This window comes from Parabacteroides sp. 52, assembly GCF_010500925.1.
Lineage (GTDB): Bacteria > Bacteroidota > Bacteroidia > Bacteroidales > Tannerellaceae > QVMG01.
The window spans coordinates 275,819-293,118 of record NZ_QVMG01000001.1; the positions used below are offsets into that span (position 1 = coordinate 275,819).

Annotated in this window: 11 protein-coding genes; 5 read left to right on the forward strand and 6 right to left on the reverse strand. The window is 42.8% G+C overall.

Features of this window, described 5'->3' with window-relative positions; all coding sequences use genetic code 11:
• Positions 1-77: 77 nt before the first annotated feature.
• Together D0T51_RS01155 and D0T51_RS01160 are read right to left on the reverse strand one after the other, a co-directional pair.
• A complete protein-coding gene (locus tag D0T51_RS01155; RefSeq protein ID WP_163724054.1) occupies positions 78-1,052 on the reverse strand; it encodes a type I phosphomannose isomerase catalytic subunit in 975 nt (324 codons plus the stop codon).
• A gap of 25 nt (positions 1,053-1,077) precedes the next feature.
• On the reverse strand, positions 1,078-3,087 hold the full coding sequence (locus tag D0T51_RS01160; protein ID WP_163724056.1) for an alpha amylase C-terminal domain-containing protein: 2,010 nt from the start codon (positions 3,085-3,087) through the stop codon (positions 1,078-1,080).
• A gap of 102 nt (positions 3,088-3,189) precedes the next feature.
• Between D0T51_RS01160 and D0T51_RS01165 the strand changes: the two genes are divergently transcribed.
• From D0T51_RS01165 to D0T51_RS01180, 4 genes are all read left to right on the forward strand, one after another.
• The gene (locus tag D0T51_RS01165) at positions 3,190-5,475 is read left to right on the forward strand and encodes a cation:proton antiporter (protein WP_163724058.1); all 2,286 of its coding nucleotides are present in this window, start codon (positions 3,190-3,192) and stop codon (positions 5,473-5,475) included.
• Positions 5,476-6,444, forward strand: coding sequence for a nitronate monooxygenase family protein (locus tag D0T51_RS01170; RefSeq protein ID WP_163724061.1), 969 nt, complete (start codon positions 5,476-5,478; stop codon positions 6,442-6,444).
• A 2-nt stretch (positions 6,445-6,446) separates the two neighbouring features.
• Positions 6,447-8,891 carry a DPP IV N-terminal domain-containing protein gene (locus D0T51_RS01175; RefSeq protein ID WP_163724063.1) on the forward strand — a complete coding sequence of 815 codons (2,445 nt, stop codon included), beginning with the start codon at positions 6,447-6,449 and terminating at the stop codon, positions 8,889-8,891.
• 192 nt (positions 8,892-9,083) lie between these two features.
• On the forward strand, positions 9,084-10,769 hold the full coding sequence (locus D0T51_RS01180; protein ID WP_163724065.1) for a T9SS type A sorting domain-containing protein: 1,686 nt from the start codon (positions 9,084-9,086) through the stop codon (positions 10,767-10,769).
• Positions 10,770-10,848: 79 nt separating this feature from the next.
• Here D0T51_RS01180 and D0T51_RS01185 read toward each other — a convergent pair whose 3' ends face one another.
• From D0T51_RS01185 to radA, 4 genes are read right to left on the reverse strand one after another with little or no spacing between them, the layout of a single operon-like run.
• Positions 10,849-12,435, reverse strand: coding sequence for an NAD(P)/FAD-dependent oxidoreductase (locus D0T51_RS01185; protein ID WP_163724067.1), 1,587 nt, complete (start codon positions 12,433-12,435; stop codon positions 10,849-10,851).
• 12 nt (positions 12,436-12,447) lie between these two features.
• A complete protein-coding gene (locus D0T51_RS01190; RefSeq protein WP_163724069.1) occupies positions 12,448-13,137 on the reverse strand; it encodes a hypothetical protein in 690 nt (229 codons plus the stop codon).
• The gene (locus tag D0T51_RS01195) at positions 13,134-14,939 is read right to left on the reverse strand and encodes a hypothetical protein (protein WP_163724071.1); all 1,806 of its coding nucleotides are present in this window, start codon (positions 14,937-14,939) and stop codon (positions 13,134-13,136) included. The genes D0T51_RS01190 and D0T51_RS01195 overlap by 4 nt, the downstream gene beginning before the upstream one ends.
• A gap of 23 nt (positions 14,940-14,962) precedes the next feature.
• On the reverse strand, positions 14,963-16,333 hold the full coding sequence (gene radA / locus D0T51_RS01200) for a DNA repair protein RadA (protein WP_163724073.1): 1,371 nt from the start codon (positions 16,331-16,333) through the stop codon (positions 14,963-14,965).
• Between the two features lie 208 nt (positions 16,334-16,541).
• On the opposite strand from radA, the gene D0T51_RS01205 reads away from it, so the two are divergent.
• Complete coding sequence (locus D0T51_RS01205; protein WP_163724075.1) at positions 16,542-17,279, forward strand: 6-phosphogluconolactonase; 738 nt, start codon at positions 16,542-16,544, stop codon at positions 17,277-17,279.
• Positions 17,280-17,300: the final 21 nt, after the last annotated feature.

A 17,300-nucleotide genomic window follows, 5' to 3' on the forward strand; every position in this document is an offset into this window, starting at 1 on the left:
TGACACTGTTTCCTTTTTTCTTTTTCTCTCTTTCCTGTTTTATCTTTTATGAAGCACGTTTCGGTTCTTCGTTCTTCTTATCCGATAAACGTTTCCATAAACTTTGCATCCGGCGAAGGAGTAAATGTCACTTCCGAGGCATTTGCCGGAATCAGAACGGTTTGTCCCTGACGTACAAGCAATTCATGCCCTTCATTATCCCGAAGCATTGCTTGTCCCCCCATGCAGATATAAACGACAAAAGAGTCTATCGCTGTCAATTCCCGTACAAGCGGTGCATTCATTTCCAATAAGTTTGTCGTGAAATATTTACATGTTGCCAAAGAAACGGCTTCATTGGCATGCGCTTTGTAATGCGTCCGGTAGTCTGCTTGCAAACGGTAATCAATGGCGTCTTTTGCTAAATCCGTATGCAACTCCCTGCCATTGCCGTGTACATCCTTGCGGTTATAGTCGTAGATCCGGTACGTGATATTACTTGTCTGCTGTATCTCTGCAATAAAGCAACCGGCTCCTATCGCATGTACTCTTCCTGCAGGTAGGAAAAACACATCCCCCGGACGGACTTCATAGCGTTGCAGTACATCCGTAATCGTGTTCTCCTGCACGCGCTTTACATAGTCTGTTGCATCTATTTGTTTGCTGAATCCGGAATAAAGGGAAGCCCCTTCTGCCGCTTTAATCACATACCACATCTCTGTCTTTCCAAACGAATCATGGCGCTTCCTGGCCAGTTCATCATCGGGATGTACCTGGATAGACAAATCATCACGGGCATCTATAAACTTTATCAACAAAGGAAAGGTCGTACCGAATTGCTCCATCACCTTTTTTCCCAACAACCGACTGCCATAGACGCGAATCAATTCGTCTAGACTCTTGCCTGCAAGCTCTCCATTGGCTACGACAGAATAATTATCTTCGACATGTGACAACTCCCAACTCTCTCCTATACCTTCCTGCACCGGAGTAATACCTTTAAAAGGGCAAATATCCGCCCCTCCCCAAATAACCTTTTTCAGTATGGGTTCAAAAATAAATGGATATAACATATTTATATATAACTAATGATAAGTATTAATTCAATCTGCGCAACACAACGGCACTGCGGGCAGGGATATATAGTTTCAACCACTCTTTCTTCTCTTTTTTATACAAAGGATCCAGGTGGGTAAAATGATGTATACTGTCATCCGCCAAGCCAAAACCGCCAAACCGTGTGGCATCCGTGTTTAATACAACTTCATATTCGCCCATGGGAGAAAGAAATCCATAATCCGCATAGGATTTATACGGGCTGAAATTGAAGACAAACAATAAATCTTTGCGCATATAAGCAAGTATTTGGTCGCCGTCACTATCCCATATCTTTTGGATCGGTGTCTGTTGAAAGTTCTTGACACTGCGGATCAGTTCCAACATCTCCCGGTCAAAATCACCCAGAAAATGATATTTTAGATTGGGATCGTCTACCAATCCCCATTGACGGCGGGCATATGCATGAGACCATCCATTTCCTTCGCGAGGAAAATCAATCCACTCCGGATGTCCGAACTCATTTCCCATAAAATTCAAATAGCCTCCATTGATCGTTGATGCTGTTACCAGACGAATCATTTTATGCAACGCCATTCCCCGTTCAACAACATAATTGCGATCGGACGCCTGCATATGCCAATACATGTCGGCATCTATCAACCGGAAGATAATCGTCTTATCCCCTACCAATGCCTGGTCATGACTCTCGGCATAACTGATAGTCTTTTCATCTGCCCGGCGGTTTGTTGTTTCCCACCAGATGGAAGAGGGATGCCATTCTTCATCTTTTTTCTCTTTGATAGTCTTTATCCAGTAATCCGGAATGTTCATGGCCATACGGTAATCGAATCCATAGCCGCCTTCTTCACAAGCGACAGCTAATCCGGGCATACCACTGACCTCTTCGGCAATGGTTATCGCATTTTTATTTACTTCGTGTATCAGTTTGTTAGCCAATGTCAGATAAGCAATGGCATCACCATCCTGCGTGCCGTTATAATAATCGCCATAATTCATGAAAGCCTCTCCCAATCCATGGCTGTAATAAAGCATGGAAGTGACTCCATCGAAACGGAAACCGTCGAATTTATATTCTTCCAACCAGAATTTGCAGTTAGACAAAAGGAAATGAAGCACTTCATTTTTACCATAATCAAACACCAGGGAATCCCAAGCGGGATGCTCCCGGCGAGCGCCTTCGTGGAAATATTGATTATAAGAGCCGTCAAAGCGTCCCAAACCTTCGACTTCATTTTTTACTGCATGGCTATGTACAATATCCATAATAACCGCAATGCCCATGCCGTGTGCCTCATCAATCAAATGTTTTAATTCTTCGGGAGTACCAAAACGGGAGGAAGCAGCAAAAAAACTACTTACATGATAACCGAAAGAACCATAATAGGGATGTTCCTGAATAGCCATGATCTGAATCGCATTGTATCCGTCTTTCTTTATACGGGGCAGAATATGGCGGCAAAACTCATCATATGAACCCACCTTCTCCTCGGCTGTTCCCATACCTATATGACATTCATATATCAATAACGGGGATACATCCGGTTTAAATGTCGTATTCTTAAACACATAAGGAGTGGGTGGATTCCATACCTGTGCACTGAATATCTTTGTATGTTCATCCTGAACTACCCGGCGAATCCACGCAGGGATACGTTCACCCGATCCCCCTTCCCATTCAATCAATAGTTTGAAAAGGTCTTCATGATGCAATAAATCTTCTTGCAACACAATTTCCCAAACACCATTCTCCTGGCGGGTCATTCGGTATTCTTCCTTCTTTTGCCAATCATTGAAATCACCTATAAGATAAATGGCCGTAGCATGAGGCGCCCATTCACGGAAGATCCAGGATTTATTGGTTTGATGTAGTCCGAAGTAAAGATAGCCGGAAGCCAGTTCCGATAGGGTTTGTTTCCCTTGGTTGGTAAGGCTCTTTTCTTTCTCGATTGCATACTGATACCTTCCTTCAATTGCCTCCTTATAAGGAGCTAACCAAGGGTCATTTTTAATAAGGTTCAAAGACTCCATTGTTTTATTGAGTAGATTGGTTATTTGACAAAGATAAAAGAAAAAAGCGTATGCTTTGATAATAACAGGATAATTCTTATTTTTGCAAGAAACCAAACGTAGATGAAAAAAGGAACAAAAAGCATTGCTTTTTATCTGTCAATGATTATTGTATTTGGTTCATTGATGTACATTATCGCCAAGAAAGGAGAAAGTCATCAGGTGAACGATGCCATAACGTCCGTATACAATGTTCCATCCAACTTAACGGAAGGTCTTGATATATTCCTCCATCTTCTTCTTGAACATATTGAATCTCCTTTTAGCATCTTATTATTACAAATTATAGTCATCCTTCTTTGTTGCCGTTTTTTCGGATGGCTTTTTGTGAAAATAGGCCAACCTACAGTGGTCGGGGAGATTCTGGCCGGTATCATTTTAGGTCCCTCCATATTGGGGCGGTGGCTGCCGGAAGTGTCTTCTTTTATTTTCCCCGTGGAGTCTCTCGGGAATATCACCTTATTGAGTCAGTTCGGATTAATTCTTTTTATGTTTGCCATCGGGATGGAGCTCGATATTACGGAGGTAAGAAAAAAACTAAAAGAGACCATTCTGATCAGCCATACCAGTACCATCGTGCCTTTCTTCCTGGGTATGTTGACGGCCTACTTTGTCTATGAGAATTATGCGGATAAAAGTACTCCTTTCCTTTCATTTGCCTTGTTTATAGGCATTGCCATGAGTATTACGGCCTTTCCGGTATTGGCGCGTATTATCCAGGAAAAGGGACTGACCAAAACCCATCTGGGAACCATCTCTTTAGCCAGTGCCGCCAACGGAGATATCACAGCCTGGTGCCTGTTAGCCGTTGTGATAGCCATAGCACAGGCCGGAAGCATGTTGAGTGCGGTTTACAATATCCTGTTCTCTATCTTGTATCTCTTCATTATGTTTCTGGTGGTACGTCCCTTCCTTCGCATGATTGGACAGGTATATCATAACAAAGAAGTGATTGACAAAGGATTGGTCGCTTTCATGTTTCTTATCCTGATTGCCTCTTCCTATCTGACAGAGATATTGGGATTACACGCATTGTTCGGTGCTTTTATGGCCGGAGTGATTATGCCCAGCAACATTAAGTTCCGGAAGATCATGACAGAAAAAGTGGAAGATGTATCCCTCTCCCTTTTTCTCCCGTTATTCTTTGTGTCAACAGGTCTACGAACAGAGATCGGACTGTTAAACACTCCGGAATTGTGGTTGATGTGTGCCGTCTTTATCCTAGTCGCTATTGTGGGTAAATTCGGTGGAGCTATGTTCTCCGCCCGTTTTGTCGGAGAAAGTTGGAAAAACAGTTTATATATCGGCGCATTAATGAACACCCGGGGATTGATGGAACTGGTTGTATTAACCATCGGATACGAAATGGGGATTCTTTCTCCTTCTATCTTCGTCATGTTAGTATTGATGACCTTGGTGACCACCTTTATGACAGCCCCCTTGATCTCTTTCATTAAGTTCTGCTTCCGTACCCATGATAAATTTGTCGAACAGAGACGGTTGGAACATCTGGAAGGGGTCTTTAAAGTATTACTCTCATTCGGTCGTGCCGGTAACGGGCAGGTCATGCTCGATGTGGCCCATCAGATGTTTTCAAAAGGAGATGAAAAGTTAGAGGTTACAGCATTGCACCTCACCATAGGTTCGGACGTAAATCCGCTTCATACAGACAATTTCGAAGAAATCAGTTTCGGTCCTATTTTATATGGGGCAAAGAAATTAGGGATGCAGATCCATACCCGTTATGAGATATCCAACAATGCCGGACAAGAGATCTGTAATATTGTAAACAATGAAGGCTATGATTTCCTATTGGTTGGGGCCGGCATCACCTGGAGTAACCTTCCCGATGATATTGCTGCCAATCAATTCCGTGATTCTGCACAAGGACGCTATCTCAAACGGTTCAAAGCAGAATCCTGGTTCTTCCCAGCGACCTTGCTTAAAGACAAAACGAAGATGTTCATAGAACAAACGAATGCGCCTGTAGGCGTATTTGTCAATCGGAATTTTGTCAAAGCAACACAGATCATTGTCATTCTGGATGCAGAAGAAGACCTGCACTTGCTTAAATATGCAAGAACATTAATCAAATCGACCCAAGGTTCAATTGCTATTTTGGATCGTTCGAGTACAACAACCCCGGGAAAAAAGAATATAGATAAACAAATCCGCCATTTTGCCATTGAATTTGCTCTCACAACTCTTTTACAGGAAAAAGATCTTATGCCGGAGTTGTTGAGCGATTATAACTTTATGCTTATCAGCTATAATACATGGAACGATGTATCTGAACACCGGAAAGAAGCCTTGCAACTGATGCCGTCCACTTTAATCTTAAGTAAATAAATGAACAGAATATGTAATCTTTTTGGTATCCAATACCCCGTAATACAAGGAGGTATGGTTTGGTGCAGTGGTTGGAAATTAGCTTCGGCAGTAAGTAATGCAGGAGGTTTAGGCCTCTTGGGGGCTGGCTCTATGCATCCTGAAATGCTTCAGGAACATATCCGGAAATGCCAAAAGGCTACCCCTCATCCATTCGGAGTCAATATCCCTTTGATGTATCCAGAGGTAGAACGACTCATGGAAATTATTATAGAGGAGAATGTAAAAATTGTTTTCACCTCGGCAGGAAATCCCAAAACATGGACCGCCTATTTAAAAGAAAAAGGCATTACTGTGGTTCATGTAGTCAGCAGTTCCAAATTTGCTCTCAAATGTGAAGAAGCAGGTGTAGATGCAATCGTTGCCGAAGGTTTTGAAGCGGGTGGACATAACGGACGGGAAGAGACAAGCACACTTTGCCTGATTCCTGCCGTACGTCAGGCGACCGGTTTACCTCTTATCGCCGCCGGAGGTATTGCAACAGGAGAAGCCATTGCTGCCGTGAACGCCCTGGGAGCCGAAGGAGTACAGATCGGTACCCGTTTTGCACTCACCCGGGAAAGTTCGGCTCATCCCGATTTCAAACAACGATGTTTAAACCTGCATGAAGGAGATACCCAATTGCTGTTGAAGCAACTAGCCCCTACCCGATTGGTTAAAAGTCCCTTTGCAGAAGCAGTAGAAGAGGCGGAAAAAAGAGGTGCTTCTCCGGATGAATTACGTACGCTTCTGGGACATGGGCGGGCAAAGAAAGGCATATTTGAAGGAAACCTGCAAGAAGGGGAACTGGAGATCGGACAGGTTGCCTCTTTGTTACGGAAAGAAGAAACAGTAAAAGAGGTCATAGATGATCTTATGCAGGGATATACCATGGCTCTGAAAAAACTTTCCCTACTCTATACAACATATACTAACAACATAACTATTTAAGCATGAAAAAACATGTTCTATCTCTATGCATTTTAGGTATACTTTGGACTTATACTCTAAATGCACAAACTGTTTCTGCAACAGATCCATTGCCCGGCTATACCCAGGCTGAACGCTTTGCCGGTGATAAACTATCCACGATGTTATTTTCAACATCAATTGATCCACATTGGTTCAAGAAGGGTAACAACTTCTGGTACGAATACAAGACCAGTAACGGAAAGGCCTGGTACGTAGTGGATCCCACAGCCAAAACAAAACGTCCCCTATTTGACCTGGATAAGTTGGCCGCTCAATTGACTGAGATTGTAAAAGATCCTTATACAGCTCAACAATTACCTATCCAAAAATTGGAAGCCGGAGAAGATGGGCGTTCTTTTACTTTTCAGATCACATCCACCCAGGATGCTAAGAAAGACAGCACTGATAAAAAGAAAGAGAAAGAAAAAGAAATATTCTTCTTCTCCTACGACTATCCTACCCAAAAGCTTACCCAGTTACAGGATAAAAAGAAAGATCCCAAACATCCGGATTGGGCTTCCGTTTCTCCGGATGGGAGAATAGTGGTCTATGCCAAAGATCTGAATCTCTATCGTATGTCACGTGAGGACTACGAAAAATTAAAAAAGGATGACAAAGACAGTACCGTTACCGAGATACAACTGACCACTACCGGGGTCAAGGATTTTGGCTTCGGACAGCCCTATAGCCTTTTGAATACAGACACACTTTGTAATGGCAAACGCCGGAATGCCGGAGGCATTCTATGGTCGCCCGACTCCCGTCATTTTGCAGTCACCCTAACAGACAGTCGGGCTGTAAAAGACCTGTGGGTTATTAACCCGCTGGCTAGTCCCCGCCCTACGTTGGAGTCTTATAAATACCAGATGCCCGGGGAGAAAGAGGCTCCTATCCAATACCTGTATCTGTTCGATATGAGTAACGATAGTTACAAAGAGATAAAAACTTCAGCCTTTAAAGATCAAACTATCCGACTGGCTCGTCAACCCCGCCTGCAAAAACAACGGGATATGAAAGATCAAGCCAATTATTGGCTGGGAGATAACGACCGTTTCTTTCTAACCCGCCTGAGTCGGGATCTGCACCGGGTAGATATATGTGCTTACACCTTAGGGGAAGATAGCATTCGTCCTCTTATTGAAGAACGCATGAACACCTATATTGAAGTGCGCCCCTTGGCCTCTCTTCATGGAGGAAAAGAACTTATCCATTGGAGTGAACGCGATGGTTGGGCACATCTTTACCTGTACGACGACAAAGGGAATCTGAAAAACCGGCTGACATCAGGCCCCTGGCATGTAGATGAGATAGTGAAAGTAGATGAGGCCAAGCGGGTTGTTTACTTCCTGGCCAACGGAAAGGAAAAAGGGGAGAATCCGTATTACGAACACCTCTACCGTGTCAATCTGGATGGCAGTGGGTTACAAATGGTTTCAGCCGGTGATTACTTCCACGAGGTACATATGGATGATAATGCACAATATATTGTACATAACTACTCACGCATCAATACCGTTCCTGCCTCTGATCTACTTGATAATACAGGCCGTAAGGTGATGGAACTGGAAAAGAGTGACTTCTCCCAACTGTTTGCGGCCGGTTATCAGTTCCCCGAACCATTTAAAGTGAAAGCGAAAGACGGAGTAACAGATTTGTATGGTGTGATGTATAAACCATTCAATTTTGACTCAACCAAGGTATACCCTGTGATCGATTATGTGTATCCGGGTCCGCAGGTGGAAGCCACCCGTTATCCGTTTACCCGTATGAGTGTGCGTACAGACCGTTTGGCACAAGCCGGCTTCATCGTGATCTCTGTCGGAAACCGCGGGGGCCATCCAAGCCGGTCGAAATGGTATCATAATTACGGATATGGTAATTTAAGGGATTACGGCTTAGAGGATCAGAAGGCGGCCATTATTCAGTTAGCCGATCAACATAAATTCATCGATATCCATCGAGTAGGCATTCATGGCCATTCAGGAGGCGGTTTTATGTCGACTGCTGCTTTATTACAGTATCCGGATTTCTTTAAAGTGGGCGTTTCTTGTGCCGGAAATCATGATAATAAGATATACAACCGCTGGTGGAGTGAAACACATCACGGAGTAAAAGAAGTGGTAAGCGAAAAAGGAGATACGACATTTGTATACAGTATCAAAAGTAATCCCGAACTGGCCAAACAATTGAAAGGTCATTTATTACTTGTTCATGGAGACATAGACAACAACGTACATCCGGGTAACACCATGCGGGTCGTTAACGGATTGATTCGTGCCAATAAGCGTTTTGACATGCTCATCCTGCCCCAACAACGCCACGGATTCAGCGATATGGACGAATACTTTTACTGGCGTATGGTTGATTACTTCTCACAACATCTATTGGGAGAATCTGATCAATCAATTGATATACCCAAGAGGTAACAAAAAAGATGAAAGATTCTTCTTTTTACGAACAAAAGGTAACAGATGTACTTGAAAAATGAAAATTTAATCATTTGTTGCTTTTCATACAATTAAAATAACAAAAAACGCCGACATTTATTGGATATAAATGTTGGCGTTTTTATTTAATAGAATAACTTTGTTGCTGTTAATTTCTAAAACATAGAAAATATGAGAAAAAGATTTACACCTATCTGTTTAGCCATCACGGCCTTACTAACAATGACTTCTGCTATAACGCAGGCACAACAATTGACCGAAAAAGACAAAACTATTCTTTCAAAAGAATTAGTACCTGTCATATTTGATCAGGTAAAACAAATCAGTGGTATTGACTTTTTAGGCTTTGCTAAAAACCCTTCCATCGAAAATTTTGTAAACTCACCTTTTTTAGTACCTCAAAGTGCACTACGGGCTGATAATGCAGCGCTTACATTCAAACCGGATAGTATAAAGATGGACATTAGTTCTTTTACTTTAGAAGGTATGCCTGATGGTATTTTAAAAGAAGCGGTATTGAAATTTGACAATTATAAAACCTATTCATCCGAAATAAACGGACAAGCTGTCGAATTCATTTTACCTGAAAAGATTTATATAGATATTACTGCTAAAATATTAATTCCTATCACCTTTGAAAAAGCCTTTATCTTTACATTTACAACGGAAGATGGGGACGGACTTCTTCCGATTAAAAAGATGGATGCTGAATTTGTACTCAGTGATGCTCTGGAAAATCTATTAAAAAGTGTAGGCTTAACTTTTGAAACAGGTAAACTCTTCTCATTTACAGAAACAAAGGATGCCAATGGAATCTTCAATTATAATATGGTGATCGAAGATGCTTTGAAGAACATGCTTGAAGAGGAAACACCGAATTTGTTGGTTAAGTTAAATATGAAAAATGCAGAAACAAAAGGTACACTGGAAGCTATCCTTGTGGGATTACCGGCAGAAGGTTCAATCAAAGAAATTCCGATGGGAGATGCTGAAGTATATTTGAGTGAAAGCGGAACTGCTTTTGCCGATTCCATTATTTTCACCACCTATGAAGAAGGTGTTCTGCAAGGATACCGTAAACAAAGCAAAAAATTTGAAACCCTAAGTACTTCTAAGTTTTTACAAACGACCACCGACTCCATCCGTACGAAGAAAACAGATCCTTGGACATGGTCGGCTACTGAATTTGTAACAGCAAACATAAAATTGACCGATACAAAAGCGGATCTTTCCTCTATTCTCTCTTCCAATGGTATTTTCAATGCTATCTTAGGAAACTGGTCAAAAGATGCAACCATTACATTTGAATCGGCTGCAGATTTAGACGGTAGCGGAATAATAACGGCAGAGGAAAAAGTAAAAACGATGGAAATGATTCTTACATACACCGGCGGAGGTGATTGGAATAATCCGATTAATATCATAAACCTGGATATTTCGGCTTTAGATACAGAAGATGAAGAAGAGCCTACGATGACTAAAGTGATGAATGTAAAAGCGACTATTCCTTTGACAAAAGAAAATATCATCATTGACTTCTCTCCCATTGTAGAGGGTGAAGCGACTAAAATGGCTACAGCCTATTTGTACTCAAATTTGAAAGGTATTGTGACAGATAATGAATCGATCACTATAGATCCGGCGAACTTCTCCATTACCGAAGATGGTATTTCTGTTGAGAACTACGAAAACGCCCGTTATTCAATTATTAATATGCAAGGTATCACCTATGCAAACGGACGGATCAAAAGTGCCAGTGAATTTATCTCTACAACGAATTTGCCTAAAGGGGCTATTTATGTATTTGTCATAAATGAAAACGGCATAAACAAAACCCTTAAATTCTTAAAGAAGTAAGATTCGAACCTTAAAAATAACAAAGAGGCTGTCCAAAAAACATCGGACAGCCTCTTTTTGTTTGAATAGAACGATCAAATCATTGACCCGCAAGCCAAAGAGACACAGCCTCCGCACACCTTTCCCCATCGATAGCAGCAGATACGATGCCCCCTGCATATCCGGCACCTTCGCCACAAGGGTATAAGCCTTTGAAGGAGATATGCTGATAAGTTTCCCGATCACGTAATATGCGAACAGGAGAAGAGGTGCGCGTCTCCACACCAATCATCACAGCCTCATTCGTCAGAAAACCTTTGGACGCATTTCCAAAATGACGGAATCCGTCCCGAAGACGGGAAGTTATAAATGAAGGCATCCAGAAATGTAAAGGAGATGCTAACAATCCCGGTGTATATGAGGATACCGGTAAATCGAAAGAATTCTTTTTCTGCACAAAGTCATTCATACGTTGAGCCGGAGCGATCTGTTTTCTTCCTCCATTCAACCAGCAGACCTCTTCCATCCGCTCTTGAAAAGCCATAAGGGCTAGCGGAGAGTCGGATGAAACAGATATCTCCTCCTGTTTCATTAATTCAGAGTAATCTTCCGGGCGGATCTCTACCACCATACCCGCATTAGCCCAACGGGAGCCCCGATTGGAGGGGGACATTCCATTTACAACGACTTGATTGGAACCACTGGCAGCCGGAACAACAAAACCACCGGGACACATACAGAAAGAATAAACACCCCTCCCATTGGCTTGAGTCACAAAACTATATTCGGCTGCAGGCAGAAACTCTCCCCGCCCTTCTTTTCTATGGTATTGCAATTGATCGATCAACTCCTGCGGATGCTCCAGACGAACACCCACAGCAATGCCTTTTGCTTCGATAGCTATTTGTTCCCGATACAGGTATTGATAAACATCCCGGGCCGAATGACCAGTCGCCAGTATAACCGGTCCATAAATTGATCTGCCCGTATTTGTTTCTATGCCTAAAACCTCTTTATTTCGTATAATCAATCGATCCATGCGTGTTTCAAAACAGACCTCTCCACCTGAACGTATAATCTGCTCACGCATATTCTCTATCACCTGCGGCAGTTTATCCGTTCCTATATGCGGGTGAGCATCGGAGAGAATAGAAGTATTTGCCCCATGCTGACAAAAAACATGCAATATCTTATCTACCGATCCCCGCTTTTTACTCCGGGTATATAATTTACCATCCGAATAAGCACCAGCACCTCCTTCGCCAAAAGAATAATTAGATTCAGAATTCACCCTATGTTCCCGGCTAATCAGGGCTATGTCCTTCTTCCTTTCCCGGACATTTTTCCCCCGCTCGACCACAACAGGACGCAAGCCTAACTCTATCAAGCGAAGAGCAGCAAACAACCCACCGGGACCTGCACCTACCACTACCACCGTTTTTTTATCGGATACGTCTTTATATTCCACTTGTGTATATTCCAGTTCTGTCGGATATTCATGAATAAAGACACGCACCTTCAGGTTCACGTAGATCGTACGTTGCCGCGCATCAATCGAACGTTTCAAAACACGCACCGCTGTGATACCTGAAAGCATTTCTCCGGTTTCCCGACAAACGACCTGTTTCAATATATCCTCATTTACTGCCTGCTCGGGCAGAAGACGCAATTGTAACTCTTTTATCATTTCTTCATTTATTTATAAGGGGAGAATATAAAATAGACCACCTTGTATGCGCAAACCGCTCCAATCGGGATAGATATCCCGCAGAAAACGGTTCGACTTATCGGTTAATTTCTTCGTAATATCTATTTCATACCCGGCATTGATATTGAATGCCAAGTTTCCCCACAAACGAACCTGACAACCAATGGCCGGTTCGACAAACAGATTCAGCCCATCCATAGACAGATGATCTTCTTGTTGCAAGACACCTTCTAGGTTCAATTCCTCCGACAGTTTTCCATTGTTGAATACCACACCAGCAGTCAGTTGCATATAAGGACGAAAACGATTCTCCTTGGGTAAGATTGAAATCCGGTAAAAGCTACCCAGGCGAACCCCTTTTGTCCGGAGTGTAAAATGATAAGAACCCGAATAATCCGCTACTCCTTTATTCCCAACGGTGTTCATCAGATCCAAGGCAATCCCTGCCTGATGGGTAGGATTAAAGGAATACCCCACCTTCACCTGATGAGTGAAATGTGCCGGAAAATTATCCGTTAGCTTGAGATGGGTCAGCGAAGGATTTACTTCCGACAGGACATCCTTTAGGTTCGACATACGAAAGGTGGCATATCCCAGATTGTATTCCAGCGTTAACTCTTGTCCCCTGCTGGCAAATGCAGTAGCCAGGCAAAGACTTATCAATAAAAAGATTCGTTTCATGGTTGCAGTTCCTTTCCTAAATAAAGTGCATATCCGCTTTCAGAGATTAATGTATTACCCAATAACTGACAAGGCCAGGAGTTTATAGACAGGGAATAAACTTCTTGTCCACTTTGGGGATTAAAGATCACAGCCTTGTCATCACTGTACAACAACAATAATCCTGATTCGGGGTCTATATTGCTGACCCGCATATGCAACGGGACATTCCAGCGACCAAGCACCGAGCCTTTTACTCCGTCGTATTGGGTCAGCTTTCCCCGATGATAAACAAAAAGTTGTTCCGGATGAAGGGGATTCACACACCAGGATTCAAACATTACCGGGATTACCAATTCTCTGTTTACCAGGTAATTATCCAACGTCAACACGCCTATCTCTTCCGTATCACGCTCATAATACACAAGCTTTCCGTTCGGTGCAATAAAACTCTGACAGGTATGATGGTGCTGCACAGGTAATTCAAACGCATATTCCAAATCACCCAATACAGCATTGTATACATGAAGTTTCATCGGGAAAGTAACAACAGAGAGTAACTTATCATCAACCGTCAGTACAGGCTCACCCGTAATCGTACGGTTTTCAGCAAATGGAATGCGGATGACTGTCTGTAAGGTCTTCCCATCCAGAATATTCACAGCTGGAGTTTCACAGACAAGAATCTTCTCCGAAAAGAGGGAGACTCCATATCCCACAATAAAATCAGGGACACGACATTGTCCCCCCGTTGGTTCCAGAGAAGGTACCGACCATCCTACCACTATATCTTGCGTACTGGCATACAACTGTTTCAACAGCGGATTATACCCGGTCCTTGTCCAATTCTGGTCAGGAGTGATACAGGTACCCGGGCTACGGTCTACAACCAAAGCCTCATGGATATCCATATCCTCATTCCGATTTTCCGGGTCAGTTGCCGTAACATGAAAATACAAAAGAGATTGCTTCGTACCAAAAGGGAGATAAGGAATACAAAGCGATCGCTCAGGCGAATACTTTACAAGCTCATCCGTTCCTCCCTCCCTGATACTTATCACTGTGTGGTAGGGATTTGTCCAATGAATAAGAATACTATCCTGTCGGCTGTAATCCATCACTAGATTCAGGCTTTCTCCCGATAAAACCAAGTCACCGCAACGCCAAGGCTCTCTGCCATCATTGAAATAGGCATACACCTGGAACCAACGCATACCTCCGATATAGGACTGATGCACAAATGATGTTTGCTCTATATCTTTTATAATAACCTCTTTTTCACTCAAGGCAGACAATGCATAATGGGTAAAAGCAGAAGCACCTACGGGTGGTTTATCCCAGGAAAGCTCCAGATAACCCGCTGCATTGATCCGATGTTTTAACTGGCGAGCCGAATCATTCGGGTCAATAACCTTCAGTGGCCATGTAAAAGTGCCCATATAAGACTCATACCCCATATCTTCTGCAATACTGCCGCTACCGGTATGCAGATACATCTCACACGTCAAAGTATAATTGCCCTTCTGAAGAGCAAACAAAGAAAGAGGCAAAATGCCTGAACCACCCGGTTGTTGAATCGTTTGATCACCTATACGGAATAGACAACCCATCGGTTTCAGCCCAGAAGTCTCCAGGTAATAGAAGATTTGTGCATACCGGTCTATAACAACCAGGGTATCCCCTGTATTCTCAGCATTCAACACAATCCCCATCTCCACCGGGTTCGAGGGTTTCTCTAAGTCAACATAATTTTCATGAATCTGGTATTCACAACTACTCAGCAGCCATACGATGCCGAATAAATAGGAAAGAAATGGTTTCATTCTTTTTTTTACCTTATTTGTTATTATCCGAAAAGCTGGCGGAAAGCTTCTTCCACCTTTTTTACCTGCACGATCTGAATCTTGCTTTTAGAGACATCAAAACCTTTTAGATTATTATAGGGTATAAGGATACGGGAGAAGCCTAACTTCTCCGCTTCCAGGATGCGCTGTTCGATCCGGTTAACAGGACGGATCTCACCCGAAAGCCCCACTTCTCCTGCCATACAAATGCCTTGTTCGATACTGATATCCAGGCTGGAAGATAAGATGGCACTGATTACAGCCAAGTCTATCGCCGGATCGTTGACCTTCAATCCTCCGGCAATGTTTAGGAAAACATCCTTTTGCCCCAATTTAAAGCCGGCACGTTTCTCTAATACGGCTAATAACATATTCATCCGGCGCAAATCAAATCCGGTAGCACTCCGCTGTGGAGTGCCATATACCGCCGTACTGACCAAAGCCTGTGTTTCGATAAGGAAAGGACGAACTCCTTCTATCGCCGCAGCAATAGCCACACCACTTAATCCTTCATGGTTCTGTGTAAGCAAAAGCTCCGAAGGGTTACTCACTTCACGCAAACCATTCTGTCTCATTTCATAAATCCCCAACTCGGCTGTACTCCCAAAACGATTCTTTATACTCCGAAGGATACGGTACATATAATGTTGGTCTCCTTCAAACTGTAAAACCGTATCTACAATATGTTCCAACACTTTCGGTCCGGCAATACTGCCTTCTTTGTTGATATGTCCGATCAACAAGACAGGGACCCCCGTCTCTTTTGCATATTTCAGGATAGAAGCACTGCATTCACGTACCTGGGAGATGCTTCCGGGAGAAGATTCTATCACCTCCGAATGAACTGTTTGAATAGAATCAACAATCATTAGGTCGGGTTGTATATTTTGTGCCTGTACAAAGATTTGTTCCAAATTTGTTTCACAAAGAATGAAACAATGGGCATTTTCCTGGGAAAGACGATCGGCCCGTAACTTTAATTGACGCCCGCTCTCTTCACCGGAAACGTATAAAGTCTTCAGTCCTTTCAACTGCAACACCGTTTGAAGCACCAATGTCGATTTGCCAATACCCGGTTCTCCACCGATCAACACCAAGGATCCTTTAACAAGTCCTCCCCCCAATACCCGGTTCAGTTCTTCATCTCTCAGGTCTATCCGGGCTTCCTCTTCTGTAGTTATATCCCGCAATAAGGTGGGACGCGCTTTTTCTTTGTCTGTCATTCCGGGAATCACCCGTTTGGGGGTTACTTCCCGACTAACGACTTCTTCCACATAACTGTTCCATTCGCCACAATTCGGACATTTGCCCAACCATTTGGGAGAATCGGCTCCACAACCAGAGCAAACATATACAGTTTTTGTCTTTGCCATCTATATTCTTATTTGGATGTAAAGGTATAAAAAGTCAACTACATAGCAACCTATTGACAATCATCAAACCTTTTTTGTTAGTTATCAAACCCCTATCAAAGCATTGTTTCGTAGTATTGTATGCGAAAACCACGAAGACAATATAAAGCCCCATCCGGAGCTGTAGCCATGCATATGGAATCAAGATACATACAAAAAAGAAGACTATATGAAAATTACTATTACTAAAAATGAAACAGCGTTCGATCATACGGCAGCCTGGAGAATCATCGGAGAAATACTATCTAATCCTCAAGCAGTTATCGGATTATCCACCGGTAAAACAACAAAGAATCTCCACCTATTAATCAGCGAAATATATAAAGCGCATCCCTTTTCTGTATCTGAAATCACATTCTTTGGAGTAGATGAAGTGACCAACGTACCCCGCGAATATGTCGGTGCATGTTATACAATGTTGAAAAATGAAATAATAGATGCATTGGGTATTGAAGAAAAAAACTTTATCATGCCACCGACCTTCTCTAGCGATTTCCCTAAAGAATGCCACATATTTCAGGAGGCTATTGAAAAAAGAGGAGGCGTCGATCTGCAGATACTAGGATTAGGGACTAATGGTCACCTGGGATTTAATCAGCCCGGCACTCCTTTTGAAAGGGAAACATGGCTTTCAAAAATGGACGAAGAATTGGAAGTCCGTATCCGAAAAGAAACCAACTCTTCTGCAGACAAAGAATTAGGAGGATTGACTTTAGGTATTAAAAACATTATGCAAGCACGCAAAATAATACTGGTAGCCAAAGGTATATCCAAAGCTGCCATCGTGAAAGAAATGATAGAAGGCCCTGTGACAACAGATCTGCCGGCCTCTATCCTGCAACTTCACCCGCACTGTGAATGCTTACTCGATACTGAATCGGCAAGTATGCTGACAAGAGACTGGTAATATACAGATTGTTTAACCTAT